Here is a 26,716-nt window from a genome sequence, read left to right as displayed (position 1 = left end):
GTCCGGGGCAATGGCCTGAAAGAAACCATCGCAGGCAGTAGGCCGCGATGGTTTTTTTGCGCGTCAGCCATCCACCGGCTCGGTCGGCGTATCCAGCGTCAGCAGGTAAAAGGCGGCATCGAGCCAGCGCCCAAATTTGAAGCCCACTTCCTTGAACGTGCCCGAATGGGTAAAGCCCAGACGCTTATGCAGGTGGATACTGCCCGCATTGCTGGCATCAATACAGCCCACCAGCGTATGCACATTGGCCAGACGGGCACGGCGGATCAGCTCTTGCATCAGAATTTTGCCCAGGCCTTTGCCGCGATGCGCCGGGTGTACATACACGCTGTGTTCCATGGTGTATTTGTAGGCGGGAAAGGCGCGGAAGCTGCCCCAGGTAGCAAAGCCCATCAGCGTGCCCGCATCGTCCATGACGCCCACCACGGGAAAGCCGTTGGCGCGTTTGGTGGCAAACCAGCTCACCATGGCGTCGGGTGGGCGCGGCACATAGTCGTAAAGCGCGGTGGAGTTCACGATAGCGTCGTTCAGGATCGCCAAAATAGCGGCTGCATGCTGCTCTTCATCGCAGTCTATAAAACGCAGCCCGCTGTCACTGTCTTTCATGGATCTCTTCCTGTCCTGAGCAAGCCAAGCCGTCATCACCGATGGTGACGGGGGGTGGGGCGCCAGCCTGGCTGTGTGGAGTGCTAAAGCTCATGAGCGGTAGCTCTGGCCTATCGTGTGGCGTATTTTATTCCACTATGTTGGGTTGCCAGTGGGAAATTCCTGCTAAGAACGTATCGCAGTTTGCTTTATTTTGAGGTCGTTGATGTTGATCTCCAGAGGCATGCCTGAAGAAAAGAAAAACGCGCAGCGTGGGCTGCGCGTTTTGGCACTCTTGTGGCGTGGGTAAAGGCTGATCCGCTGGTCGAACCCTCCACGCCCAGCCATCAATCGTAGCGAGCGGCGATATTGCGTTCGCCGATTGCCAGACCTGTGGTCATGCCCAAGCCGGTGTGCATGACCGTCACTAGTGTGCTGCCATCGGCCTGCAAGACGGAAAACGGAGCCGGTCCTTTTGCACCGTACACCCCCTGCCAGCGTTGAAGCACCTGAACCGGGCATCCCAGCACCGTTTCAGCCAGAGCCAGCAGGTACTGGTCTGTTTCTTCCTGGTTGAAGGGACTGGCTTGCTGGCCGTAGTCGTGCGAATCCCCAATGATCAGGTCGCCCTGAGGGGTTGGGCTCATCAGCAAATGAATGCCTTGCTCCAAGAGCACGCCGTGGCGTTGCTGTACCTGCTCGCGCAGTGTGGCTGCCAGAGGCAGGTCGCTGAAGGCACCATAGTGCAGGCAGGACAAACCTGTCAGCAAGGGTCGGTCCAAGGCCCAGCCCGCGTCTTGTGCACGCACTTTCAGCATTTGCAGACGGGTCACCGAGGGTTTGACGGTCTCCAGCAGTTCGCGATGCAGGCTGCTGTAGTCATGGCCTGGGCACACAAAAATGCTGTTGGCCGTGAAGTCGCCCACGCTGCTGTGTACCTGACCCGCTTGGGCATAATGCACATGTGCTTGGGTATACACATCGACGCCCATGGCCTGCAGGCTGCTGGTAATGGCGGGCAGGGCGTCGCGCGAGTAAATCTGCAAATCGTCCAGACCTTGCAGCGCACCGTGGTGATGCCCCAAGCGGCCTTCAAACAAGGCGGCCAGTTCCTTGCCGCTCAACATCTGGCATGCCACACCTTCATCCTTGGCACGGCCTTGAGCGAAGTCTTCCAGCAGTTCCAGTTCCAGATGATTGCGCGCCAGTACCAGCGAACCATTGCTGCGCACATGAAAGCCCGCTTGCGCGGCCAGTTCCAGCCACAGTCCGCGGCTTTGGCGAGCCAGTTCCATCATGATGCCCGGAGCCTGGCCGGTGACCAGGACCTGACCGAAATTACGTATGGTGGCGCCTTGGGCCTGATGACTGCGCTCAAGCACAGCCACCCGTAGCTTGCGGCGGGCAGCCGCCCAGGCATGTGCCATGCCCAGGATGCCGCCCCCCACCACGATCACGTCGTAGTGTTGTGTGCTCATTACTTCTTGGCTTCCGATTTACCGTCGTAACGCTTGGTCCATTCGTCGATGATGCGCTCGCGGTTTTCAGCAGCCCATACGAAGTTGTTGTCGATCAGACGCTGGTTCAGGTCTGCAGGCAGATAGGGGTTGGCGGTCGCGATGGAAGGAATGGCCAGAACCGCGAAGTTGCTCTTGTACAGATGGTTGGCGGCTTCGCTGGCAGAAAAGTCAGCCAGTTTCTGCGCGGCTTCCAGGTTCTTGGTGCCTTTCATGATAGCCGCGGCCTCAATTTCCCAGCCCAGACCTTCTTTGGGGAACACCAGCTCCAGGGGAGCGCCTTCTTCTTTCAGGCGGGCGCCGCGGTAGTCAAAGGACACGCCAATCGCATACTCGCCGGAAGCAGCCATATTGCAGGGCTTGGAACCCGAGTGGGTGTAGGCGCCAATGTTCTTGTGCAGGCCGTCCATGAAGGCCCAGCCTTTATCTTCACCAAACAGCTGCAACCAGGCGCTGACGTCCAGGAAGCCGGTGCCCGAGGAGGCGGGGTTGGGCATCACGATCTTGCCGGCATAGACCGGCTTGGTCAGATCTTCCCAGGAGGTCGGCATGGGCAGCTTGTTTTTTTCCAGCTCGACGGTGTTCACACACAAGGCAGCGGCAAACCCGTCCATGCCGACCCAGCTGGGCGGATTGTTCTGGTCGCGCATTTTGGCGTCAATTTTTTCCAGACCCTTGGGGGCGTAAGGCTGCAGCATGTCCTGGCTGGCCATCAGGCCCAGGGAGGACCCGGCCAGACCCCAGACCGCGTCAGCTTTCGGGTTGTTCTTTTCAGCGAGCAACTTGGCGGTGATGATGCCGGTGGAGTCGCGGACCCACTGGATCTTGATATCGGGGTTCTCTTTTTCAAAAGCGGCCTGGTAGGCTTTGAGCTGATCGGCTTCCAGCGCGGTATACACCGTCAGGGTGGTGGCAGCGTGTGCCAAAGAGGCGGTGCCCATCAAAGCGGCGGCCAAGGAGCTCAGAACAATGGTTTTCATGAAGGAATGTCCTTGTGACAGCAAAAGGGGGAGGGGTTAGAGAGAGTCGCTGGGGTGTTCGCCCTGGGCCATGCGCTCATTGATCTGTTCAATCACGGCAGGCAGTTGGGCAACGGTATCAATCAGATAATGAGGCTGGGCGTGGGCAAACGTGGCAGCAGCGCGATCACGCAGGGTCTGGCGGCTCGTTTCATCCAAGGCCAGAAATTCCAGCTCGGTCAGACCGGCGGCGTTGCCCGAGAGCAGCAAACCCACCGTCCACATGCCGGCATTGCGGCCTTCCTCAATTCCGACCGCCGTGTCGTCAATCTTGACGCAGGCGCTGACATTGCGGATTTCCAGACGGATGACGTTTTCCAAGGCCATGGCGGGCCAGGGGCGCGCCTGTGGCACTTCATCGAAGGCCACGTGGTAGTCCACCAGCACTTGCTGGCGATGGGCGTGTTGCAACAGATTGTCCAGAACCAGACGCGGGTAGCCGGAGCACGAGCCAATCTTCAGGCCTTGGCGACGCGCCCAAGACAAGGTTTCACGCGCACCCGGGATGGCCGCGGAGAACTCGCCCACGCGTTCGTTTTGCATGGGCAGGAACGTGTTGTAGATGCGGTCCACATCGTTATCATCAGGCTGGCGATCGTGCAGGGCCACGAACTGGGCATGCACTTCGGGCAGTTCCAGCATGGCTTTGATGTGGTCCCATTTGCCAATGCCCATGGCGCTGCGAGCCTGGTCCAGGTTCAGGGTCAGATCAAAGCATTTGAAGGCTTCAACCAGAATTTGAGTGGGAGCAAAGGAGCCAAAGTCCACCAGCGTGCCGGCCCAGTCGAAAATCAGGGCTTCAAGGTGCATGGCCTGGGAGGTGGATGTATCAAGTGGCGTATTTGCGCAAGTAGGGGAGGGCATTGCGGTCCTATCGGGTTGGAGAAAGAGAGGGAGAGCGCCAGGCCTGGCTGCGGCGCAAGGCGGCACGGCTCAGTACATGAACCAGCAGGCAGACAAAACCGGAGCTCAGCATGATGACCGTACACATGGCCGCTGCCGGGCCAATAAAGCCGGCGTCATCCATATTCATGACGGCGACCGAGGCCAGCACGGTTTGCGGGCTGTAAAGAAATACGACGGCAGACACGGTGGTCATGGCCGAGACAAACAAATAGCGCGCCACGGACAGCAAGGCAGGCAGACACAGGGGCAAGGTCACCCCCATCAAGGTGGACAGGCGTGGCGCTTTCAAGGAGGCCGCGGCCGCCTCCAGCTCCGCGGGAATCGCCTTCAGGGCGGTCACGAAGTTCAGGTGGGCGCTGGTGTACAGGTGAATGACGCTGCACAGGACCAACAAGGTCATGGAGCCATACAAGCCGGCCAGGGGGTTGTTGGGATGGTTGAAAAAGAAGATGTAACCCAAACCCAGGACCAGTCCGGGAATGGCCATGGGGGCCAGCGCCAGCATCTGCAACAGGCTGTACAGACCTTTGTCGGTCCGGCCGCGGGCGGGGAGTTTTTCCAGCACCCAGGCACCCAGGAAAATCAGGGCCGAGCCGATCACGGCGGTGAACAAGGCCATGGTCAGGCTGTTGCGCCAGGCCAGCCAGCCGCCGCCATCCATATTGTTGAAGTCATAGGACTTCAGGGACAGGCTCAGGTTGTAAGGCCAGAACTTGATCAGGGAGGCCCAGACGGCCATGCCCACAATGGTCAGGATCGCCAGGGAAATCAGCACCATGACCCCCATGAAATAGCGGTCACGGCGGCGGTGTGGCTGGGGCGAATAGGCGCTTAAAGACCCTTGTGCCTGACCGCGAGCACGGGTACGCAGGTGGCGGTCCAGAAAGAAGGTCAGGACGGCCGGGATCAACAGCAGCACCCCAATGGCAGCGCCTTTGGAGAACTGTAATTGGCCGACCACGGCCTTATAGGCTTCCATAGCCAGTACGTTGTAGGAGCCCCCCACGACCTTAGGTACCCCAAAGTCGGTGACCGTCAACGTAAAGACCAGGCAGGCGGCGGAGAAGACGGCATAGCGGCTGGCAGGCAGCGTCACGGTCATAAAGCGACGCCAGGCGTTGGCGCCCATGGCGCGCGCCGCGTCATACAGGCGGGCATCGGCCAGAGCCAGACCGGTACTTAAAATCATCAAGGCATGGGGGAAGGTATAAAAAGCCTCCCCCAGCACAATGCCCCAGAAGCCGTAGATCGTCTCGCCGCCTATCCAGTGACGCAGCAGTCCCTGATTGCCGAACAAATAGATCAAGGACAGGCCCGGCATCAGCGAGGGCGCCAGCAAGGGCAGCAGTCCCAAAGCCCGGAACAGACCGGCACCCCGGATGCAACAGCGCTGCAGGGCAAAGGCAAAGGCGTAGGCAGCGGGAATGACAATGGTCAGGGTGGTGAGGCCAACCAGAATCGAGCGACCCACCATGTGCATGAAGCCTGGGGCGCTGATGATGGACCAGAACTGGCCCAGCCCGACCAACTGACCCTCGCTGTCCTGAACGGCTCGCAGCAGGATAAACAGCATGGGCAGGGCCAAAAACAGCACCAGCAGGGCAAACAGGGCAATCAAGAGGGCGCGTCGTGCTGCCGCGCCTATCCAGGCAGGCAAGACGCGACGAGTCAGCGGGGGATTCTTCACGCGTGTGTCGGCAAGGGGTAGCCCGTACAGGCTGGTCGAGGGCAGGGCGGCCGTGCCGGCTGGCGGCACGGCAGTATTAGTGGTGGGCATGCAAGGCCTCGCTGGGAAGCTGGATACGACAGCGTCGTGCAGCCAGTGGGTCAAGCAGGCGGTCTCCCTGCTCCGGATTGACGATGGCCTGCACAGTCAAGCCGTCCATGCCCTCCGGACGCAGCGTCAGTTTGTAGTGGCGACCCAGGAAGATGCCATCCACAATGTCTGCCAGAAACGTATTGGTGACCGAAGTGGGGCTGTTGTTGTCCAGAACGCGGATGTTCTCGGGACGTATGAACAGTCGTCCGGCACTGGTTGGTGCCTCCTGGCTCAGGTCCAGACGAACCCGCTCGACCAGCACCGAGCAATCATGCAAAGGCGTGAACGGCAGCCAGTTGGCCTCGCCCACGAAACCGGCGACAAATGGGTCTGCCGGGGCGCGATACAGAGCCTGGGGACGATCAAATTGAACCAGGCGGCCTTTATCCATCACGGCAATGCGGTCGGCCATGACCATGGCCTCTTCCTGGTCGTGCGTCACCATCAAGGTGGTAATGGACAGCTGTTTTTGCAGCGCACGCAGCTCGCTGCGCAGGCGTTCGCGCACCTGCGCATCCAGGGCGGACATGGGCTCGTCCAGCAAAAGCAGCGAGGGTGAAGGAGCCAGGGCGCGGGCCAAGGCCACGCGCTGTTGCTGGCCGCCGGACAATTGGGCCGGGTATTTGTTTTCCGAACCGGACAAACCCACCAGATCCAGCATTTCCGAGACCCGCTGACGCACTTGTGTGGCCAGGTTTTTGCGGGGCGACAGCCCATAAGCAATGTTTTGAGCCACGGTCAGGTTGGGAAACAGGGCGTAGGACTGAAACAGGATGCCGTAGTCGCGTTGTTGGGGGGGCAGTTCAGTGATGTCACGTCCAGCCATAACGATGCTGCCCCGGTCTGCCTGTTGCAGGCCTGCAATGCATCGCAGCAAAGTGGTTTTGCCACAGCCCGAGGGGCCCAGCAAACAGACCAGTTCACCGGCCTGGATATCCAGGCTGACCTGGTCCAGGGCAGTAAAGGAGCCGAACTGCTTGTGCAGTCCTTGTATGGTTAAAAAAGCAGGCTTGGCGCTCATCCCGAGGTTCCGACTTGTCATGAATGTCATGAACGTCAGTATGGGAGTCCTATATGGCGGCCCGATGACAGTACAACGAATTTCTGTAATACGAGAATCGGATAATTTGGGTTTTGAGTTTTCCCAAGGAGAGCGGCAGCATGCTGGCTCTGGAACTAAAGTCCTTTCACGCGACGGCCCATTGTGGCTCGATTACCAAGGCGGCCCAGTTGCTGGGTATCAGCCAGCCCACGGTCACCTCGCATCTGCGGCAACTGGAGAGCCGCTACGGGGTGGAGCTGTTTTATCGGCAGGGCAAAGGAGTCTATTTAAGCCAGCAAGGGGAACGCCTGCTGCCGCAAGTTGAGCAACTAATGCAGCAGGCCGCGCAGATTGATTTCAGTCTGCGAGACTTGCGTGATTTGAAAAGCGGCATATTGCGGGTAGGGGCGACCGGACCGTATTACATCATGGCGGTATTACGGAATTTTCATCAGGCCTACCCAGGTGTGAAAATGCGTTTGAGTATCGACAACTCTCATCGGGTGCTGAGTGCCTTGCACGATTACCAACTGGATGTGATCGCTTCGTCGGCGCTAGTGGATGACTCACGTCTGGTGCGTCTGGTGCTGGCCTCCGATCCTTTAGTGGCCGTGCTGCGCAAGGATCATCCGCTGGCAAGCCGCCAACGCCTGCGGATTGTGGATCTGTGCCGCTACCCTATGTTGATGCGCGAGTCTGGGTCCATGACCCGGGAGCTTTGCTACCAGGTCTTTGGACAGGCGGGGCAGGAGCCCACACACATTCTGGAAATAGGCAGCCGGGAGGCCATTGGGTGGGGAGTGGTGTGCGGCATGGGCGCCAGCTTGCTGCCTTTGCGTGAAGTGCCGGCGCACCCGGACATCATCAGCTTGCCCTTGAGCGATGTCTCGGCGCACTTGAGCGAGTTTGTGTATTGCCTCAAAGAACGCGCGCAGGGTCATGCCATACGCGCGTTTCTGGAACAGGTGCAGGCCCAGTTGCCCGCACCGGGAGGCTAAGTTCAGTTCAGTTCAGCCAAGCCTTTCTCGAAGGCCTGACGGGCCTTTTGAACGGCATCACGCTGATCCTGAACCGCCTGGCGCTGGCTGGCAATCTGGTCCTCTTGCTGGGCCAGCTGTGCGCTAAAGCGCTCGCCCAAGGTGCTCTGCGCGCTGACCGCGGCCAGATTGGCGCGGATGCGCTCCTGCTCTGCAATCGTCTCATTCAGGCGCTCGACCGCCAGGTTCTGCGCCTGCTGGACCTGGCTCAGTTGCCGACGCAACTCAATCAGCTTGTCCATCTTGGCCTGCAGGGCCTGGTCCTGGCCGTTGCCTCGCCATTGCGCCAGCAGGGTTTCGTCGATGTCTTCCAGACGCAGTTCCGTCTGGTCCTGCAGGCTGAGCTGAGCCGTGACGGTGATGGTTTTACCTTTGGGTACCTTCACTTTCAGGCGGTGTTCCTGGGCTGTGTCGCTATCGTGGGCATCGGATTTGAAGGACCAGCCATCCTGACGCGGTAACTGGATCAGGACGGTCCTATCTTCGTTCGCGGGACCCGTGATCTCGAAACGGAAGTTTTGAAAGCGGGTCCATTCCGATCGAGCCACGCCATCGCTGACGCGCGTGTTGCTCAGGCGATATTCCTCTGTCTGTTCTTCACGGATCTGCACTTTGCTGTCCTGGGCAAAGTAGATCAGGCGTTGCTCTCCAGTTGGCAGCCCGGCCAGCTCCGCATCCCCCACATGACCGTCTTGCTGGTCAAAGACGGTGATGATGCCCGGTGGCAGGCTATTGGCCTGCTGATTGTTGACCCAAATGGCGGCCGTGGGATGATCGCCCGCCTGACCACTGCGATATACCGACAGAGCCTCAGCCTGCAAGGACGTGTCCATAAATGGGACGGAGACTGTCTGGCCGGTGGGAACATTCACTGTCTCGGGCAAGCTAAAGCGTACCTGGGTTTGACCTTCCTGAGCTTGAGCGTCGCTGTTGGCACCACCCGCGGCCCATTGTTTGGAAAGGGCGCTGTCTGCCATGTAAGCTGCTTCAGCGATGGGGGCAGGGGCAGGGGGGCCATGCGGGCACGCATGGCATTAGCCATGGCCGGATGAGCTTGGTTCGCGCGCACGCTTGCTTGGGTGTCCGCTTTCGGGGCGATGGCGCTGCCCACGGCAACGGGCAGTTCGGGGCGCTCGTTCCAGTAGCGCTCCAGCAGGCGTTGACGCAGCATTACTGGCGAACCCGAGCTTAAGGTGACCTTGACGTTTTTCCAGTCCTCGCCAGTGGTGTTTTCGAAAATGGCCCAGGCCTGCAGTCGGGCTTTGCCCTCTTGCATCATCAGTCGGTAGGAGCTTTTCCAGACTGGGGCAGGAATCAGATAGGACAGACGCGCGGTCTTGGTGTCGGTCTTGTTCAGGACCAATTGAATGTCACGCGATTGCTGATTGTTTTGTCCGGCCAAGACCTGCGCGGCTTGCTGCAATTGTTGCTGCACGGTTTTATCCAGCACTTCCAGGCTGGTGTCGGGACCCAGCTCCAATGTCTGAATCTGGCCTTGCTCCGTGAGCACGCTCAGGATGGCCTGGGAGGAGCGCTCGTTAGTGGCCGCGATGGTCTGTACACCCAGAACGGCACCGCGCACCTGGCGACCTTGCGAGCTGGCGCTCAGTTGTTGCCCTCGCAGGGCCTGCGCCAAGGCGGCGGGCGAGCCCAGATCCTTGGCCGAGAAGGGCAAACTGTCAAAGCTCTCTTTCAACGGGGCCAGACCGGACAGGGTCAACGATTCAATGCGGCTTTTGCCGTCTACGGCCATCAGGGTTTTTAAAATATCATCGACCTGGTTCAGAGGCACGCGCAGTTGGGCGGTTCCGGTGTCGGTAATCGGGATCTGTCGTTCGATCTCGGCCATACCGGCGCTGGATAAGGTGATCGCTTCGATCTGCTGGGCCCAGGCTGCACTGGCTGTTGAGCCCATCCAGACCAGCATCAAAGCACCGGTCAACGAGCGCAGGCGGGGAGCACGCGCCGCGTGGGGCATAAATTGGTTCATGGCGCTTCCTTATTCATCCATAAGCGAAACAAAGGGTTGAAGCGCATTATGCCTAGCCTTGCTGGGCTCTGTCTGTCATTCGGGTAACAAAAAATGCCATGCCCCGATTTCCCGCAGCCTGGAGCAAAAAATGCTTACGTCATCAAAAGCGCACACGCCTCTGCTAGGATTTGGTCAGCGAGACTGTGGGACACGCACTTTTCATTAATCGGGTGAAGGATCATTATGATGTGGACGTCGTGGGGCAATGCCTGGGCGGGAATGGGAGTTGCTCTGGTTTTGGCCGTCTGTTTTTATTGGCCCGCCCGGCGTCTGTCCTGGAGTCTGCCCATCGAACTGGAGTCCGGCTTGAGTACACGCTCACGTCGACTCCACCGGCAATGGGGGTGGGTGTGCCAGGCCCTGGCTTTGGGGCTGATGCTTTGGGCAGGGTGGCGCTGGCAACTGACTCCGGCCGCAGTGGCTGCCTGTGTCTGGATCGCCGTTACCGCTTTACTGGCCTGGATTGATGCGGAAACCGGCTACCTGCCCGATCGCCTGACCTTGCCCTTGTTGTGGCTGGGCCTGCTGGTCAATCTGGATCACACCTTTACCACGTTGCCCTTGGCGGTGCTGGGTGCAGCGCTGGGTTATGGTCTGCTGTGGCTTTTGAATCATGGTTTCCTGCTGCTGACCGGACGTGCCGGCATGGGGTACGGCGACTTCAAGCTGCTGGCGGCCCTAGGGGCCTGGCTGGGGGCAAGTGCCCTGCCCGGCATTCTCTTGTCTGCCTCTGTCCTGGGTTTGCTGGCCGTGCTGATCTTGCGCTTGGGTGGTCGGCTGGCGGCAGGGCAGGCCATTCATTTTGGGCCTTATCTGGTCCTGGGGGGCTGGATCATGCTGTTTTCTCTGCCTCGCCTTTTTTAAGAAGCAGGGGCATTCGCTCAGCTAAACAAGATTTGATGGTTTGCCCATGCCCGCCGCAGGGGCCGGAAGTGTCCACCGACAGGTCTTGTTGACCCTTTTGTGAGTGCGGCGCATCTCGCTTGGCATCCTGGGTACTCGCTCCCGGCCGATAGGTGATAGTTGGGGCTGGCAGGGCAGTCGTGGTAAAACGTCCCGGGCCAGTCGGGCTGGCAGCCATTGTGCCCAAGCGGTCAGCAGACGCACAAGGCGGTTCTATGGACATTATCCCGCTGATAAAGCGGACGGGAACCTGGGGATGAAGGGATGATTATTGTTGTTGGTGCTGGTGTGGCGGGTTTGGCAGCGGCGCGCCGTCTGAGTATGCAAGGTCAGGCTGTGACGCTGGTGGCTCCGCCAGAGCGGCAGCCTTCGTGGGGTGAAACCTTGTCTGAACGCGGTGCCCAGGTCTTGACCCGTCTGGGATGGGAAAGCTGCCTGGATGAGACGGTGGCTCTGCGTTCTCAGGGGCGTTTTTCGGTATGGGGAAATGAAGGGCTGCGCACCGTGCAGGACGAGGATGGTCAGGGGTACCTGCTGGACAAGGCACGTCTGGAGCAGGTGCTGCTTGAACGCTTGCAGAAAGAAGAGAAACTCAGCCTGCGTCGCACACGAGTTCTGAGCCTGGAACATCAGCCTCACGGGCTTACTGTCAGATTGGCGGATGGCACGAGCCTTGAAGCCGCTGCCTTGATCGATTGCAGCGGTCGCGCGGCAGTATCTTGCGGGTCGGTTGCCGAGCGTCAACGACTGGACAGGCTGGTCGCGGCCTGGCGTGTTTTTGATCTACCGCAGGGAGCGGAGCCTCTGGCGGCTTCATTGGTCGAAGCGGCGGAGTTGGGATGGTGGTATTTGTCTCCCATGCCCGGCCATCGTTTGACGGTGGCCTTGTTCTCGGATGCGGATCTCTTGCCTGACGCTTTGAGTCATGATGGGTCGACGTGGGCCGGTTTACTGGCTTGCGCCGATGCAGCGCGCGTGCGTATGGAAAGTCTGGGCTTGATCGATCAAATGGCCGACTGTGCTCCTACCGTCAGCGCAGCTGCCAGCGCCACCGTGTCTCACTTTGTTGAAGGCCGTCTCCTTCGCGCTGGCGATGCGGGCGCCGCCATGGACCCCTTGGCGGCCAATGGTCTGGCTACGGCTCTGTGGAGCGGCTCGCAATCGGCACAGGCGGCTCTGGCCCTGACGCAAGGAAACCCTGAGCCGGCACGATCGTATGAAAAAGACTATTTGCTGGGTCTGGTGCGTCACCTGAATGCTCAACATGCCCTGTACGGTAGGGAGCAGCGTTATGCGGCGCAGCCATTCTGGCAACGCCGTCATCGCCCTTTGGAGTAGTCAGCAAAAGGGTGGGCCAGCCGAGCAAAAGGTGATGGGCCTGTGCATGTCAAAAAGCCGAAGCAGAATAAAGCATCTGTTTCGGCTTTTTTGTCGCTGGATCTTCGGGGTCAAGGAGATCGGTGTCTCCCCCTGACGGTTGTGCCCGTTGGCAAGGGGGCATACATCAGATCTGTCGATCCGGGCAGGTTCGCCTCCGTGCGAGGCCATGAACTTTCTGGGGCTTTTCAAACTGGTCTTTTACGCTGCTGGTTTCACGGTTTCAGCTCAGACTGAGTGGTAGCTCGATAGGACGGCGTACGCGTTTACTCAAAAGAATGAACATATAGCCGCTATTCGTATTTTGTAATGGGCATGTTATGTGCTTGGGCCGCACGAACTGGTTTTCCTGGTTTCAGGTAGTGTAAGTGACTGTTGATCCACACTTTTTTCTTCTTGGCCTGATTTTTCTTGTGGCTTTTCTGCTGCTCGCTTTGGGCCCGGCGCTAAGCTTGTCCGCCCCTGGGGAAGCGCTGCCCAGATATCAAGGTAAGTTGCCCGATTTTTAGTACTTATCTGATCGCGGTGCTTGCGTTTGGTGTTCAGCTTGACTGCTGTACTTCAGGGGGGGAAGGTCGGGGTGGGGGCCTCGTGCGCTCCTGTAAGGGGCTCGAAGATTTTAGCGTTTGGGTGCGGACACAGCAAAAAGCCGATCATCTTTTGATGATCGGCTTTTTGAGGAATTTGTGGTGCCCAGGAGAGGACTCGAACCTCCACACCCGAAGGCACATGGACCTGAACCATGCGCGTCTACCAATTCCGCCACCTGGGCTTTGATAAGGGCTGCTGCCCGTCTCAAGCATTAAATTATAGGATGAATCTTTTGGTAAATGCAAGCATTTTCATTGGGCACGGTTTATTTTGGTTTTTGGTTGATTGTCATTCTCATTATCATTAATATGTGTCGAGTGATATAGCATAAGAGTGTGACTATGAAATTCAACACAATGGATGTCGAGCGCATGTTGCAGGATATGGGGCAGGGTCGAAAGTACTCTGCCCGAGCTATGCAGCTTATGCTGATGGCCTTGCTCAAGGAAGGCAGCACTCATGGGTATCAACTAATCCGTCGTTTTGCGCAGATCAGCCAGAACAGTTATGTGCCCAGCGCCGGCGCGGTGTATCCGGCCTTGGCCTTTTGTGCGACTCAAGGTTGGGTTCTGATTGAGGAGCAAGGGCGCCGCAAGATGTACAGCCTGACTCCGGAGGGGCTGGGGTATCTTGAGGCGCAGAAAGAGAAGTGTGACTACCTACTGCAGTCCTTGACCTACCGCGGGCGCAAGCGGGTATGGATACGGCAGATGCTGGCTGAACAGAGTAGTGACGAGGATTTAAAGGCCGCGCAGGAACAGACGGGTTGGCTGCCCGAATTTGTCCAGGTACGCCATAGTCTTAAACAGGCCATGTTTGAACAATCGACAGCCAGTCTGGCACGACAGGCTGACGTGGTGGCAATTCTGGAGAAAGCCATCGCCGAAATACGCAATTTGCCCAAGGAGTCTTAAGCATGCAGTCCGAACAATTAACGCAAAAAGTGGCCCATCCCCTGAAGTTGCGATTGCTCACCGTCAAGCATCGCCGTGAGTTGGGACCTCATATGCTGCGCATTACCCTGACGGGTGCTGACCTGGAGGGGTTTTACTCGCCGGGGTTTGATGATCACGTCAAACTGATTTTTCCGGATCCAGCCACCCATTCCCTGCGTCTGCCCCAAATGGGTGAGCGCGGTATGGTCTTTGCGGCGGGGCAGGAAAAACCTCCCATCCGTGATTACACGCCGCGCGACTACCGCGCGGCGGAACAGGAGATGGATATTGATTTTGTGCTCCACGGTGACGGCCCGGCGTGCCGATGGGCCATGCAAGCCAAGGAAGGTGACAAGCTGGGGGTCGCGGGACCCCGTGGCTCCTTTCTGCTCAGCAAGGAACTGGATTGGCAAGTCCTGATCGGTGACGAAACTGCCATACCTGCGATGGCACGACGCATCCATGAACTGCCTGCCACGGTGAACGTGCAGGTGTATGTCTTGGCGCGCAATTTATTGACGGTAGGGACGCTAGCGGCGCCCGATCACGTTACGGTGAACTGGATTCCATCACTGGCCGGGTTGCCGGGCATTCTGGACGCGCTGCGGGCTGCGGCGCAGCCCAGCGGCACCGGCTATGTATGGGTGGCGGCAGAATACGCAGTTGCCCAAGGGCTGCGTGAATACTGGGTGCAGGAGCGTGGCCTGGATAAGAACGCGATTCGGGCCAGCAGTTACTGGCGCCAAGGCGATCAGGGCGATCAGGCCCCTCGTCTGGATTAAGCGGCTTGTTGCTGAGGGTAGGGTTGGGCGCGCAAGCGGCCACCCACGTGCAGCACTGGCTGCAGGTCTGTGTCCAGCGTTGTCTCGGGATGCGCCAGGCGATGCTGGTCAATCAGGCGTGCGATCGCATCCATGTTCAGCAGCAATGTGCTGTCGATATCAGGCTGAAAACGGGTCCAATAGCCGCCCCGACAACTGGAGCCCAGCCAGCGAGGCTCATAATCTCCGACAGTATCCGCATGCTGTTCGCGGACAACGGCCAGCCGCGAACAGCCAGGACGAAGCACAATGCGGTAGCTTTGCTGTTCTAGGGTGAGGTGATAGCAGTACGGTGCAGACATAGTTTCTCCTGTTTAGCTCTTGGAAGCGGCTTCCGGGTGAGCAAGTTGGATTAAAGGACCCGTTGAGCGCCTGCTAGGTCAGGCATAAAAAAACCCGCTGGCAGCGGGTTGTTGTCATAACGATCCCTTTGGTTGCCAGATGGCCATATCTTGAATCCACCTTGTGCGGGTACACAGGTTGGCATGGGTTACCCCAACTCTTGATATGGCAATAAGCATAAAAGCGATTTTCATGAAGCGCAAGAGGCCGACAAACTTCTGTCCATCATAAAAAACAGAAATAGTTTGCGCGAATTGAAAATCGTGTTATAGTTATTTTCTGTCTTGCAACGACGTGTTTAAAAACAAGTGTTGCAGTCAGAGCCCAGGTGGCGGAATTGGTAGACGCGCATGGTTCAGGTCCATGTGCCTTCGGGTGTGGAGGTTCGAGTCCTCTCCTGGGCACCAAAATTCCTCAAAAAGCCGATCGTCGAAAGATGGTCGGCTTTTTGTATTGTGGTTTGGGAAATCGGGGTCGTATAGATATCCAGGCGCAGTTCAATTTGGTCCTTTTCATGCCCCCGACGGAGCCAGCCTGTCCGACCGGTAAGGGACTGTGCGGTTGGGTTCGCGTTCAAGCGTAAACGGCGCTTACAAGGCTGGTTCTTCTGCCTGCAAATAATGCTTTATTTATAAGGTTGGTTCTTCTACCTGCAAAGAGTGCTTTGTATTAGGCAGCTCAGGTCGACGCGCTGTTTGATGGCTTTTATTCTCCAGGCAGGATGGTTAGTGCACTCTTCTCCCTGGCCTTATTCAGGTGCAGTTGAGCTGGCGTTTGAATCCAGTTCTTTCAACCATCGCCGTTGTCCATTCGATCTTGCTTCGTCCACGTGCTGTCAGCCAGCCATCGATCTGATGGGCAAACAAGCCTATTTGCCTAGCTAGCAATTTGGTCAGTTACTCAGTCAGTCGAGTGGTAGTAGTAGCTTGATCTGTCAGTTAGCCTGCTTGCCGTCCTCGTTCCTTGTCTTGTTCTTTGAAGGAGGAGTGCGTACACCCCCTGTACTGAATGGCTAATCGTCACTTGCCGTATTTATAAGATGTATTTAATATATATCTTTATGGGCGGTGGCGATTTCATCAACTGCCTCACCTCATGTTAAAGGGATGAAAAATGCAAGTGGGAATGTTGAAATTGGCGGGTCTGCGACACCCTGAGTGTGCTGACAAAGTGGCGAATGCCTTGGCAGCGGTCCAGGGTGTGCAAGCGGCAGACGCTTCGTTTGAGAATGCGAAGGCATCGGTGCGTTTTGATGAAACCCAGGTGTCGTTGGAAGATCTGCATGCCGCGGTTGAACAGGCGGGCTATCAGATTGCCAAGCCAGCGCATGGAGAGGATGGCGCATGTTGTGGCGGCTGCGGCGGTTAATAGCGGCGACTTTATGAAATGGAAAACCGATTGTTCAAACGCAGTCGGTTTTTTTTGTCCCAAAGAATCAGGCGGGGTTTTTGAGGCAGGGGCCGTGGCAGGCAGAAAAAGATCCCTTTGTTTCTCCCGCATGGGATTGGTGATGTGTTCATAGGCCTGTAAAGAAAGCCACCGATCATGCGGTGTTGATTTCTTATTCGGAAGTGCCTGTGCTTAATCAATCATGCGCTTGTATTGCCGTTACGGCAGTCCTTGGGCTAGAAGCCTTGCTCGCTGCGTACCTTCCCAAGTCCAGTCTGGGACAAGAAAATAAGAAGGCTTGCTGGGCGCCCAGCGAATGGCTTGTCAACGCGCAAGAGCCCGGCAAAGGGTGTGGCTTGGGACGTACACGTGGAGTGGGGGCTGCGGGCCTAACCTTTCATGGGGCCTTGCGTCGGTGCCCAAGCGCCTTGCTGTATGGGCGCACAAAACAAAAAGCCGATCATCGAAAGATGATCGGCTTTTTGAGGAATTTGGTGCCCAGAAGAGGACTCGAACCTCCACACCCGAAGGCACATGGACCTGAACCATGCGCGTCTACCAATTCCGCCACCTGGGCAATATCGTTGTATGCTTATGACTGTGCCAAAAGCCTTCAACGTTTTTGCTGCGTAAGCAGCAAAGAAAAAGGATTATAGGCATACTTTATTAATAATGGAAGTGTCCTTTTGAATAAAAAACATCAAGACAGTACTGAGGACCGTATTCAAACAACGGGCCGTTATGAATTGCCGCCTGACTTCGACCCGGATACCCCGACGCGGGAAGCGATCCTGGCGGGGCTGCGCGAAGATGCAGACGGCCTGACCATGCAGGCTCTGGCACAAAAGCTGGGCCTGGGCAAAGAGATTACGGTGGGTTTTGAGCGGCGTGTGCGCGCAATGGAGCGCGATGGACAACTGCTGATCTCCCCCGAAGGCAAGATTCGCAAAAACAGCCAGACTGGTTTTATCGCGGGCAAGGTGTTGGGTCATCGCGACGGCTTTGGTTTCTTGCAGCGTGACGACGGGCAGCCTGATCTGTTCTTGTCCCCACGAGAAATGGCCAAGGTGTTGCACGGCGACCACGTTATGGTGCGCATCGTCGGAGAGTACCGCGGCAAGCCAGACGCCTCGATCGTAGAAGTGACGGCGCGTCACACCAGCAAGCTGGTGGGACGTTTCCTGCGCGAGCGTGGCACGTTTATCGTGGTGCCCGAAGATCAGCGCATCAAGCATGACATTCTGATTCCAAGCGGGGAGCAGGGCGAGGCCGAACCCGGTCAGGTCGTCACCGTAGCGATTACCCAACAGCCGGAGCGGCATCGTCAGCCTTTGGGGCGTGTGATTGAGGTGCTGGGGGAAATTGACGATCCCGGCATGGAAATCGAGATTGCCGTGCGCAAGTTTGAGGTGCCGGTCGATTTTTCCGATAAGGCGCTCAAGCAAGCCGCCCGCATTCCTGCCAAGGTCAAGCCTTCGGAATATAAAGGCCGTGTCGACTTGCGCGATGTGCCATTCATTACGATTGATGGGGAAGACGCCCGCGACTTTGATGATGCGGTGTATTGCGAACGTGTCGATATCGGAACCGGTAAACGGCCCCGCTGGGCGTGGCGTTTGCTGGTGGCAATTGCAGATGTCAGCCATTATGTGCGTTCGGGTGACGCGCTGGATGAGGATGCGCTGGAGCGGGGTACCAGTGTGTATTTTCCGCGCCGCGTGATTCCTATGCTGCCCGAAAGTCTGTCCAACGGAATCTGTTCGCTTAATCCATCGGTAGACCGTCTGGTCATGGTCTGCGATATGGTCGTGTTGGCGGATGGCGCCAAGTCCGGCACCGTTTCAGCCTATCAGTTTTATGAAGCGGTCATCCACTCGCATGCGCGCACCACCTATTCTGATATCTGGAGCGCCCTGCAGCAGCCCACAGGCCCGGCGGCCAATCAGATCCAGCATGTGCTGGAGCCCGTGCAGAATCTGTATGCCCTGTATCGTGTGCTGGCCGAGCAACGTGCTGCGCGGGGGGCGATTGATTTCGATACTGTCGAAACCAAGATCGTGTGCAATCCTTTGGGCCGTATCGAGCGTATTGAGCCCCTGGTTCGCAACGATGCTCACAAACTGATTGAAGAATGCATGCTGGCAGCCAATACCTGCGCAGCTGATTTCATTGCTCGTAGCCGTCGCAACGGTCTGTACCGTGTGCACGAAGGCCCCACGCCGCCCAAGCTGGAAGCCTTGCGCGAGTATCTGCGCAGTTTGGGTTTGACTCTGGAAGGGGGCGATGAACCCAGCTCGGCCGATTACGCCAAAGTCGTGGCGGCAGCGCGTGGCCGCTCGGACTTTGCCATCATTCAGACCATGTGTTTGCGCTCGATGCAGCAGGCCATTTACAGCCCGGAGAAAACGGGACACTTTGGGCTTGCCTATTCGCAGTATGCCCACTTCACCTCGCCGATTCGTCGCTATCCCGATTTGCTGGTGCATCGCGTCATCAAGGGTATTTTGAAGGGCGAGCGCTATGTTCCGGCTATTGATGAGGACCCGGGGGATGCGGCGCTGCCCGCCAGTAAACGGGATTTTGCGCGGTGGGAAAAACTGGGGGCGTTGTTGTCGGCTCGCGAGCGTCGCGCTGACGAGGCTTCCAAAGATGTGGAAGCCTGGCTCAAATGCTGGTTTGTAAAAGAGCATGTGGGCGAGGAGTACTCCGGCAAGATCAGCGGTGTCACCAGTTTTGGCCTCTTCGTCACCCTGGATACTCTGTATGTAGAGGGTCTGGTCCATGTCTCTGAACTGGGCGCGGATTATTTCCAGTACAACGAAACTTTGAATGAGCTGCGTGGCGAGCGCACGGGCTTGCGTTATCGCCTGACCGATGCCGTGCAAGTACAGGTAGCCCGCGTTGACCTGGAGGCGCGTCGCATCGAGTTTCGTCTGGTCAAGGGAGTCGGGTATAAGGCTGTGAAGGCAGCGGCTGAAGCGTCTGATCCTTCCGAGCGTCCCATCAAGAAAGCTGCTCCGACCAAGCCTTTGGCGTTAAAGGGCACTACGGCGTCCCAACGGCGTGCCTCCCAAAAGCAGGCCGAGCGGGATGAAAAGCGCAGCGCGGAAAAGACGGCCAAAGCGGCCAAATCCACGCGTAGCCCAAGAGGCCGGCGCCGATAGGCGTACAATATCAAGCCGGGCTTTTGCCCGGCTTTCTTTATTTGCTTTGATTTATTTCCTCCAAGGATTGTTATGGCTCAGCAGGTTTTGGCCGGTTTTCATGCCGTTATTGCCCGGGTTCGTTATAGCGCCGCTACGGTGCGCGAGGTGTATGTGGATCAGACCCGGCGCGACAAGCGGATGTTGGCCTTTATCGAACAGGTTGAGCAGGCGGGCCTGAAAGTCATGGCAGTGCCCGTCGAGCGTCTTGATGGTCTGGCCAAAGGCACTCGCCACCAAGGTGTGGTGGCCTTGGCTCTCGAGCAGGAATTGGCGGTTGATGTCAACGAATTGCTGGATGATCTTGAAGAGGCTGGCCAGGTTCCGTTCCTGTTGATTTTGGATGGGGTTACTGACCCTCACAATCTGGGCGCCTGCCTGCGCAGTGCCAATGCCGCGGGTGCGCATGCCGTGATTGCGCCTCGCGATCGTGCCGTGGGCCTGAATGCCACCGTGTCGCGTGTCGCGTGTGGGGCGGCAGAGTCCACCCCCTACATTACCGTGACCAATCTTGCTCGTACCATGCGCATGCTGCGCGAGCGTGACGTCTGGCTGGTGGGGACCAGCGACCAGGCAAGTCATACCTTTCATCAAGTAGATGCGCGTCGGCCTATGGCCTGGGTGATGGGGGCCGAGGGAGAGGGTATGCGTCGGCTGACCCGTGAGACTTGCGATGAGCTGGTCTCCATTCCCATGATGGGGGCTGTGGAGAGCCTGAACGTCAGTGTTGCCAGCGCGGTTTGCTTGTACGAGACGTTACGCCAACGTAGCCAGGCTTAATTTCTTTTAAGTCTTGTTACTTACTTAATTACTTATTTGTATAAAAGACAGCCGCTTTCAGCGGCTGCTTCACCAGATAATAAGTGATTGGCCATCAGCCGGGCGCAAGCCCACCAAGGTTGATGGGATGTACTTGCATTTTGGGCTTTGAAACGATCATGGACGAAAACGGCTTTATTACCTCCACCCTGCATTCTGACCGTCGCTTGGGCACGCAGTACGGCGCTATTCATCAGCCATTGCACCCATCGACCGAGTTTGGCTTTCAGGATGCACGTGAGTTGGCCGCGGTCTTTCAAGGCAAATCGGGCTTCACCTATTCTCGTCAGGGCACACCCACAACGGCGGCCTTGGAAGCCAAGATTACACGCATGGAAAAAGGCGTGGGCAGCGTGAGTTTCGCCACTGGAATGGCAGCGCTGACGGCGACCCTGTTTACCTTGTTGCGTCAGGGCGATCACCTGATTGCCAGCAAATATTTGTTTGGCAATACCAATAGTCTGTTGGGCACCTTGCGGGATCTGGGTGTGCAGACCACGCTGGTGGATGCGACGGATCTGGCGCAAGTTCAGGCAGCACGACAGCCCAACACCCGTATGGTTTTTTTGGAAACGATTGCCAACCCAGGCACTCAGGTGGCCGATCTGCAAGGGGTGGGGCAATGGTGCCAGGACGAGGGCCTCTTGTACGTGGTGGATGCCACTTTGTCCTCGCCGTATTTGTTGCCGGGTCGGGAGTTCAAGGCCTCGTTGGTGATCAATTCCCTGTCCAAGCACATCGGCGGTCATGGCAATGCCTTGGGTGGCATGGTGACCGACACGGGCTTGTTTGACTGGACCACCTATCCCAACATTGCCCAGGTCTATCGCAACGGCAATCCCCAGAACTGGGGGCTGGTGCAGATCCGTAAGAAGGGATTGCGTGATATGGGTGGCACCTTGTCGTCTGACGTGGCCCATCGTCTGGCTGTGGGTTCGGAAACACTGCCTTTGCGCATGGAACGCATTTGCGCTAACGCCCTGGCGCTGGCGCGTCATCTGAAGGCTCACCCCAAGGTAAAACACGTGCGTTATCCTGGCCTGGAAGACCATCCTCAGCATGAGCGCACCGCCCACTTGTTCGGCAATCGCTTTGGAGGCCTGATGAGCGTGGTGCTGGAAGACAAAATCGAAATCTTCGATTTTCTGAATCGTCTGAAGGTTTTTGTGCTGGCTACCCATCTGGGCGATAACCGCAGTCTGGTATTGCCGGTTGCGCACACCATCTATTATGAAATGGGGGCCGAGCAGCGCGCCTTGATGGGCATTGCTGATAACCAGTTGCGTATCTCCGTTGGCATCGAGGAAATTGTCGATCTGACCACGGACTTTGATCAAGCGTTGGCTCAGTCCTGAATACATGCTCTGTCTAGTCCTGGTTCAGCCTAGGCTGTATCAGGGCAAGATGCTGCATCGCCTGTTGCAGCTCTCCCGGCTCCAGATTGGCATAGCCAAATAGCAGATGGCGCGGTTTGGTGCCGTCTGCTTCCTGGCTGGCGGCCTGGGCCAGAGGGTAAAGCCGTATGCCATAGTGAAGCGCGGTCGAGGCCAGGTGATCGGCGTTCGGGCTTTGCGATGGCAAACGAAAGGCCAGATGCATGCCGGCATTCTGCCCGCTGATCACACCTGTATTTCCCCATATGTGCTTCAGGCCCTGGAGCAGGATATTGCGCTGGTCCAGATAGCGGCGGCGCAAGTGCTGCAGGTGACGTGGGTAGTCGTACTCATCAAAGAAGCGTGCCAGTACAGCTTGTGTTAACCAGGGGGAGCCGTTGTTGAGCAGCGCCTTGCGGGCGATAAAGTCTTGGCTTAGCTGGGGCGGACAGACCATGTAGGCCAAACGCAAGCCGGGACCCAGGGTTTTGGAAAATGAGCCCAGGTAAATGACCTGTCCCGGGCTCATGGCCTTGAGCGCTGCGGGCAAGGCCGGCCCGTAACAGAAGTCTCCGTCGTAATCATCCTCGATGATCAATGCGCCACTGGTGCTGGCCCAGGCCAGCAGTTCCTGACGCCGCCGCACCGTCAATGTATGTCCCAAAGGGTATTGGTGCGATGGCGTCACAAAGGCCAGTTGGACGGGCCTGTCGGGCAGGTGGCCGGTGCATAAACCCTGCTCATCCACCGGCACTGGAATGCCTTGTGCCCGATGCCGTTCCAGCAGATGCCTGAACCCGTTATAGCCGGGGGATTCATGCACCGCACAACTATGCTCATCCAGGAAATGCGCCGTAATCAGGCTGAGTGACTCCTGAGTTCCTGCGGTGATGATGATGTGTTCCGGGTCGGCCAGTATTCCCTTGCTGGCCGCCAGATAATCCGCAATCTGCAGACGTAAACCCCATAGCCCTTCCGGTGGCGGGTACTCCGCCATGGCTGAGCCGGCGTAGCGCAGCAACTGATTGGACAGATGAATAAACTGACGCAGTGGAAAAGCATGGGCAGAAGGCCGTCCGACCTTGAAATCGAAGCGAACTGGCAGACTGGGGGCGGGCACATGAACCCCGCTGGCCTGGGCGGTGCTGGTGCGCAGACTGCGTGAGCAATGCGCCGTTTGCAACACAAAATCCGGTGCCAGACGACTGCGTCCATGACGGGTAGGGGTGGCCACGAAAAACCCCCGGCTAGGTTCGCTATGAATCAGATTGGAATCAATCAGCAGGTCATAGGCACCCATCACGGTATTTTTGGACACTTGAAGCAAAGACGCCATCCGCTGAATCGAAGGCAGGCGACTACCTTCTTGCAAGCGCCCTGAACAAATCAGGCTTTCGATTTGACGGGCAATTTGTCGTTTGTAGGGCGGGCTATGAGTATGGGAGAGCGTAATCGGTAAAGAAAACATGGTGGGACTGGAAAGGAATCAAAACCATCGAGAGCGAGCCAGGCTGAGCCACTATAGGTAACCCCTCTCTCTTTTAACTTGAGTTGGCTCAATGTGATGTTTCGTTCGTGATAAATTTGTCCGCTTTGTTGATCTGTCACCTTACCCATCGTCAGCGATTTTTTTATCTCGGTAAGAGTATTTAATTTACTGTAATTGCGATATAAAAAAACCGTCACCATTCTTTGGTCCGTATCCATACCTTCTCATCAAAAAATAACAATCGTTATAGTTTGAATGGCCTTGCCCCTTGGCAAGTCACATGTTGGAGGTAATGGAATGTATAGAAAAATGATGACCCTGGCCTTCCTGTCTGCCACCGTCAGCACGGCACTGGCGGAACCGACGCAAGAGCAAGTGCGGGTGGACAAGCTGTTTCAGGAGAACTGTGCGGTCTGTCACGCAGCCGACCGGGGTGGATACATTGCGCCGGGTCTGCACAGGGATCGTCTCGTTCAAAGTGAGATTGCCTTGCGCGGCACCATCATGACCGGAATCCCGGATACCTTGATGCCGCCTTTCGTGGGGCGTTTGCCCGATGAGGATATCCGTGCCCTGGCCAGGCTGATCAAAAATGAGCCTGTGGTGGAACGTCACTGGGGGATGGACCAGATCCGCGCCAGCGTGAAGGTGTTGGTCGATGAGTCCACCTTACCCGACAAGCCCAATTACGAGATCGACTCTGTCTACGATCTGATGGTCATCATGGCTCGTGGACGCTACGGTCGGGGTGACGGCGCCAATCAGGCCCGTGCGGTTTTCATCAATGGCCAGAACAACCAGAAAGTGGGCGAAATTGCGACGGTGGGAGCACCCCACATCATGGAGTTCAGCCCCAGTCATGAGCGCTGGGCCTATCTGAAAAGTGATGATGGCCATGTCTATAAAATCGACCTGTACACCTTGCAGATTGTGCGACAGGCCAAGATTGGTCTGACGGGCACCGGGATAGCACTGTCCAAGGATGGTAAGTGGCTGGCGCTGAGCTCATTCGTGCCCAACAGCATGGTTATCTTGAAAGCCGACACCCTGGAGCCCGTGAAATATCTCGCGCTGGAAGGCGAGGACCCCGATGGCAATTTCATTAAATCCGCTGGCGGTCCGATCATCGGCAGTCGCATCAATAACAAATTTGCACTGACGCTGCGGCAAGCAGGACAGATCTGGATCATCGACCCGGACAAGCCCGACATGCCCGTGACCAAACTGGCCAAGGTGGGGCGCATGTTGCACGATACTTTCCTCACCCCGGATGGGCGCTATTCCATGGTTGCCTCTTACGATGACAACAAGTATGTGGCCATCGACTTGAAAGACGACAAAGTGGTGCGCGATATTCCGGCTGGCTGCCAGCCTCATGCCGGTTCGGGAGCGGTAACGGAAGTCAATGGGCGTATGCTGGCTTTCGGCACCAATATGGGCAGTTGCAAACTGGGCTCTGTGGTCACCGTCTGGGATACCAAAGACTTTTCGGTGGTGAAACAAATTCCGGTGGCGGGCGCCACCGAATCGCCGGCTGCTCACCCCAATGCCCCGTATGTTGCGGTCGACATTATTGACAAAGACAAGCGTGCCGCCTGGATTCAGCTGATCGACAAAAACACCTTGTCCGTCGTGAAAACCCTGGACGTGGGCGGTCACGCCTTCTTTCCCAATTACAACCGTACGGGTGATTACCTGTACGTCAGCTCTGGCTATTGGGGTGATCGTCTGAAGATCTATGACAGCCGCAGTCTGGAGCTGGTGGCCGAGCACAAGATGGAAAGCCCCTCCGGTGTGTTCTCGCGTGCCCGCACCCGTTGGCTCACCATCGGGCAGCCTGAAACCCAAAAATTCTAAGCAAAGGAACATCATGAAACAGCTTTTGATGGGTCTGGCCCTGGCTGGACTGATGGCAGTCAATGCAGCCAGGGCGGCGGACGAGCCGGCCGGATTGCAAGGTTCACATGGGCAGTCACAATTGTCGGCTCAGGCCTCTGCCATGCTGCCCCTGTGTGCATCATGTCATGGGCTAGAGGGAATCAGTACAGTGGGCTTGTATCCCAACCTGGCTGGGCAAAAAGAGGAATATCTGGTCAAACAGTTGCAGCAGTTCAAAACGCGAGAGCGCAATGACCCTATCATGAGTCCGATGGCTGAGCCCTTAAGCCCTGAAATGGTCAATGAGCTGGCTGCTTACTTTGCCAGTCTGAAGTAGCAATGAACCGGGCGTCAGTGTTCACTGACGCCTGAAGGATGTGATGCCATGAATGTGTTTCCCTTGTTCTTCAATCTGACTGGCAAGGTCGTCGTCGTGGTCGGTGGGGGGACGGTCGCTGAGCGCAAGGTTCGTCTTTTGCTGCGTGCTGGGGCACGAGTTACCGTTGTAGCGCCCGAGCAAACCCCATGGTTACGGGCCAGCGCCCAAGCTGGTGCCTTGACCAGTCTGTTCAGCTCTTTTGTGGCGGATCATATTCGTCATGCCTGGCTGGTCATCGCAGCCACCGGTCGGCGCGAGATAAACCGTAGCGTGGCGCAGGCAGCCGAAGCCTTGCATTTGCCCTGCAATGTGGTCGATGACGGTGAGCTTTCGACTGTGCAGGTGCCGGCCATGGTGGACCGCTCGCCCTTGATGATTGCGATTTCGTCTGCCGGCTCGGCTCCTGTTCTGGCTCGACGGGTCCGTGAATGGATAGAAAGCGAGCTTCCCGAATCGCTAGGGCAACTGGCGGGGCTGCTGGCTCGCCGTCGAGCAGAGATCAAACAGGCTTTTCCCGAGCCCCATACGCGCCGTCAGTTTTTTGATTCTGTTCTGGATAGTCCTATTCCCGATCTGTTTGCCCAGGGTAAGCCTGAGCAGGCACGGACGGCTTTTGAGACGGCATTAAAGGAGGAGGTGCCTCCTCAGACTATTGTGGTCACCATACTGCCGATTGCAGATTTGGACGCAGTGGATTTGTTAACCCTTCGTGCGTTGCGCAAATTGAACCAGGCGGACTGGGTTTTATATTTGCCGCTTATCTTGCCCGCAATTCTCGAAAAGGCCCGTCGCGACGCCCGCCTGATGCCTTTGGATCAGGGGGGCGTGGTTTTGCAGGAAACCTTGTTGAATCAGGATTTCTGGGCGCCGCTGTGCCGTTCCTGGTCACCCGGAGAGCGTATTGTGATCACCTGGAAAGCATCGTGGCCTGTGCAGCCTTTGCTTGATCTGTTGCGTCACCATGGCGTGCAGGGCGAACTGGCTTAAACAATCTGCGTATTACGGCTGCGGTTGGGGGCAGATGCTGCATTATGTTCAGCTACCTGACTCAGGCACGATGTGTGTTTATTCGTGTCTGCGTTCTGGGCTTTGACTGACCTGCCATTGGTAATGGCTCACCATACAAAACGCACAGGCTGGTACCTGCATTATTGATTGCTGGGGCCGATGCAGCATTTGTCGATGTTTTATTCAAGCAGTTGCCATTGTGTCTTTGTAGAAGTTGGCGTGCAGATCTAGCGGGGATGTCCTTATAAATCT

22 protein-coding genes, 3 tRNA genes and 1 riboswitch are annotated in these 26,716 nt (G+C 57.3%); of the genes, 13 read left to right on the top strand and 12 right to left on the bottom strand.

Annotated elements, in window-relative coordinates; translation table 11 throughout:
* Positions 1-63 precede the first annotated feature (63 nt).
* From FE795_RS10580 to FE795_RS10555, 6 genes are all read right to left on the bottom strand, one after another.
* Positions 64-606, bottom strand: coding sequence for a GNAT family N-acetyltransferase (locus FE795_RS10580; protein WP_003799396.1), 543 nt, complete (start codon positions 604-606; stop codon positions 64-66).
* 326 nt (positions 607-932) lie between these two features.
* Positions 933-2,063, bottom strand: coding sequence for a TIGR03364 family FAD-dependent oxidoreductase (locus FE795_RS10575; RefSeq protein ID WP_003799398.1), 1,131 nt, complete (start codon positions 2,061-2,063; stop codon positions 933-935).
* A complete protein-coding gene (locus tag FE795_RS10570) occupies positions 2,063-3,082 on the bottom strand; it encodes a putative 2-aminoethylphosphonate ABC transporter substrate-binding protein (RefSeq protein ID WP_131070652.1) in 1,020 nt (339 codons plus the stop codon). Before FE795_RS10570 ends, FE795_RS10575 begins: the two co-directional genes overlap by 1 nt.
* 36 nt (positions 3,083-3,118) lie before the next feature.
* Positions 3,119-3,985 (bottom strand): phosphonoacetaldehyde hydrolase, encoded by an 867-nt coding sequence (gene phnX / locus FE795_RS10565; RefSeq protein WP_230406170.1) that lies wholly within the window; start codon positions 3,983-3,985, stop codon positions 3,119-3,121.
* A gap of 7 nt (positions 3,986-3,992) precedes the next feature.
* Positions 3,993-5,804: a putative 2-aminoethylphosphonate ABC transporter permease subunit gene (locus FE795_RS10560; protein WP_131070651.1), complete on the bottom strand. Its 1,812-nt coding sequence runs from the start codon at positions 5,802-5,804 to the stop codon at positions 3,993-3,995.
* Positions 5,791-6,867, bottom strand: a complete 1,077-nt coding sequence (locus tag FE795_RS10555; RefSeq protein WP_131070650.1) for a putative 2-aminoethylphosphonate ABC transporter ATP-binding protein — start codon at positions 6,865-6,867, stop codon at positions 5,791-5,793. Before FE795_RS10555 ends, FE795_RS10560 begins: the two co-directional genes overlap by 14 nt.
* 140 nt (positions 6,868-7,007) lie before the next feature.
* Between FE795_RS10555 and FE795_RS10550 the strand changes: the two genes are divergently transcribed.
* Complete coding sequence (locus FE795_RS10550; protein WP_003799407.1) at positions 7,008-7,886, top strand: LysR substrate-binding domain-containing protein; 879 nt, start codon at positions 7,008-7,010, stop codon at positions 7,884-7,886.
* Between the two features lie 2 nt (positions 7,887-7,888).
* On the opposite strand, the gene FE795_RS17295 is transcribed toward FE795_RS10550, so the two are convergent.
* A complete protein-coding gene (locus FE795_RS17295; protein WP_230406169.1) occupies positions 7,889-8,809 on the bottom strand; it encodes a hypothetical protein in 921 nt (306 codons plus the stop codon).
* Complete coding sequence (locus tag FE795_RS17290) at positions 8,794-9,915, bottom strand: DUF4139 domain-containing protein (protein ID WP_230406168.1); 1,122 nt, start codon at positions 9,913-9,915, stop codon at positions 8,794-8,796. The genes FE795_RS17295 and FE795_RS17290 overlap by 16 nt, the downstream gene beginning before the upstream one ends.
* Positions 9,916-10,140: 225 nt before the next feature.
* On the opposite strand from FE795_RS17290, the gene FE795_RS10540 reads away from it, so the two are divergent.
* Together FE795_RS10540 and FE795_RS10535 are read left to right on the top strand one after the other, a co-directional pair.
* Positions 10,141-10,821, top strand: coding sequence for a prepilin peptidase (locus FE795_RS10540; RefSeq protein ID WP_407927695.1), 681 nt, complete (start codon positions 10,141-10,143; stop codon positions 10,819-10,821).
* Between the two features lie 303 nt (positions 10,822-11,124).
* Positions 11,125-12,198 (top strand): NAD(P)/FAD-dependent oxidoreductase, encoded by a 1,074-nt coding sequence (locus FE795_RS10535; RefSeq protein WP_131070648.1) that lies wholly within the window; start codon positions 11,125-11,127, stop codon positions 12,196-12,198.
* Between the two features lie 726 nt (positions 12,199-12,924).
* Here the strand turns inward: FE795_RS10535 and FE795_RS10530 are convergent.
* Positions 12,925-13,009 (bottom strand) — tRNA-Leu (locus FE795_RS10530).
* Positions 13,010-13,169: 160 nt separating this feature from the next.
* Between FE795_RS10530 and FE795_RS10525 the strand changes: the two genes are divergently transcribed.
* Together FE795_RS10525 and FE795_RS10520 are read left to right on the top strand one after the other, a co-directional pair.
* Entirely contained in the window at positions 13,170-13,742 is a 573-nt protein-coding gene (locus FE795_RS10525; protein WP_131070647.1) for a PadR family transcriptional regulator, read from the top strand.
* 2 nt (positions 13,743-13,744) lie between these two features.
* The gene (locus FE795_RS10520; protein WP_059317529.1) at positions 13,745-14,545 is read left to right on the top strand and encodes a siderophore-interacting protein; all 801 of its coding nucleotides are present in this window, start codon (positions 13,745-13,747) and stop codon (positions 14,543-14,545) included.
* On the opposite strand, the gene FE795_RS10515 is transcribed toward FE795_RS10520, so the two are convergent.
* The gene (locus FE795_RS10515) at positions 14,542-14,886 is read right to left on the bottom strand and encodes a hypothetical protein (protein WP_003799419.1); all 345 of its coding nucleotides are present in this window, start codon (positions 14,884-14,886) and stop codon (positions 14,542-14,544) included. The two genes, FE795_RS10520 and FE795_RS10515, sit on opposite strands and share 4 nt — an antisense overlap.
* Before the next feature lie 118 nt (positions 14,887-15,004).
* Positions 15,005-15,098, bottom strand: a riboswitch (SAM-I-IV-variant riboswitch).
* Positions 15,099-15,248: 150 nt separating this feature from the next.
* Between FE795_RS10515 and FE795_RS10510 the strand changes: the two genes are divergently transcribed.
* Both FE795_RS10510 and FE795_RS10505 read left to right on the top strand, forming a co-directional pair.
* Positions 15,249-15,333 (top strand) — tRNA-Leu (locus FE795_RS10510).
* A 718-nt stretch (positions 15,334-16,051) separates the two neighbouring features.
* A complete protein-coding gene (locus tag FE795_RS10505) occupies positions 16,052-16,294 on the top strand; it encodes a heavy-metal-associated domain-containing protein (protein WP_100214765.1) in 243 nt (80 codons plus the stop codon).
* Positions 16,295-16,807: 513 nt separating this feature from the next.
* Here FE795_RS10505 and FE795_RS10500 read toward each other — a convergent pair.
* Positions 16,808-16,892: transfer RNA gene (locus tag FE795_RS10500), tRNA-Leu, on the bottom strand.
* Positions 16,893-17,001: 109 nt separating this feature from the next.
* Between FE795_RS10500 and rnr the strand changes: the two genes are divergently transcribed.
* The 3 genes from rnr (at position 17,002) to FE795_RS10485 (ending at position 21,692) form a co-directional block, all read left to right on the top strand.
* Positions 17,002-19,479 (top strand): ribonuclease R, encoded by a 2,478-nt coding sequence (gene rnr / locus FE795_RS10495; protein WP_003799422.1) that lies wholly within the window; start codon positions 17,002-17,004, stop codon positions 19,477-19,479.
* Positions 19,480-19,551: 72 nt separating this feature from the next.
* Entirely contained in the window at positions 19,552-20,298 is a 747-nt protein-coding gene (gene rlmB / locus FE795_RS10490) for a 23S rRNA (guanosine(2251)-2'-O)-methyltransferase RlmB (protein WP_003799424.1), read from the top strand.
* Positions 20,299-20,456: 158 nt separating this feature from the next.
* Positions 20,457-21,692 carry a cystathionine gamma-synthase family protein gene (locus tag FE795_RS10485; RefSeq protein ID WP_039942898.1) on the top strand — a complete coding sequence of 412 codons (1,236 nt, stop codon included), beginning with the start codon at positions 20,457-20,459 and terminating at the stop codon, positions 21,690-21,692.
* Positions 21,693-21,705: 13 nt separating this feature from the next.
* Here FE795_RS10485 and pdxR read toward each other — a convergent pair whose 3' ends face one another.
* Positions 21,706-23,178, bottom strand: coding sequence for a MocR-like pyridoxine biosynthesis transcription factor PdxR (gene pdxR, locus FE795_RS10480; RefSeq protein WP_003799428.1), 1,473 nt, complete (start codon positions 23,176-23,178; stop codon positions 21,706-21,708).
* A 318-nt stretch (positions 23,179-23,496) separates the two neighbouring features.
* Between pdxR and FE795_RS10475 the strand changes: the two genes are divergently transcribed.
* From FE795_RS10475 to FE795_RS10465, 3 genes are read left to right on the top strand one after another with little or no spacing between them, the layout of a single operon-like run.
* Entirely contained in the window at positions 23,497-25,056 is a 1,560-nt protein-coding gene (locus tag FE795_RS10475) for a nitrite reductase (protein ID WP_230406167.1), read from the top strand.
* A gap of 13 nt (positions 25,057-25,069) precedes the next feature.
* Positions 25,070-25,414 carry a c-type cytochrome gene (locus tag FE795_RS10470; protein WP_003799432.1) on the top strand — a complete coding sequence of 115 codons (345 nt, stop codon included), beginning with the start codon at positions 25,070-25,072 and terminating at the stop codon, positions 25,412-25,414.
* 48 nt (positions 25,415-25,462) lie between these two features.
* Entirely contained in the window at positions 25,463-26,443 is a 981-nt protein-coding gene (locus FE795_RS10465) for a precorrin-2 dehydrogenase/sirohydrochlorin ferrochelatase family protein (RefSeq protein ID WP_059317531.1), read from the top strand.
* The last annotated feature ends 273 nt before the right edge of the window (positions 26,444-26,716 follow it).

Origin of the sequence: Alcaligenes ammonioxydans (assembly GCF_019343455.1) — a bacterium.
Lineage (GTDB): Bacteria > Pseudomonadota > Gammaproteobacteria > Burkholderiales > Burkholderiaceae_B > Alcaligenes > Alcaligenes ammonioxydans.
The sequence above is the reverse complement of the archived record's forward strand: the minus strand, read 5'-3'. Positions and strand labels throughout refer to the sequence as shown.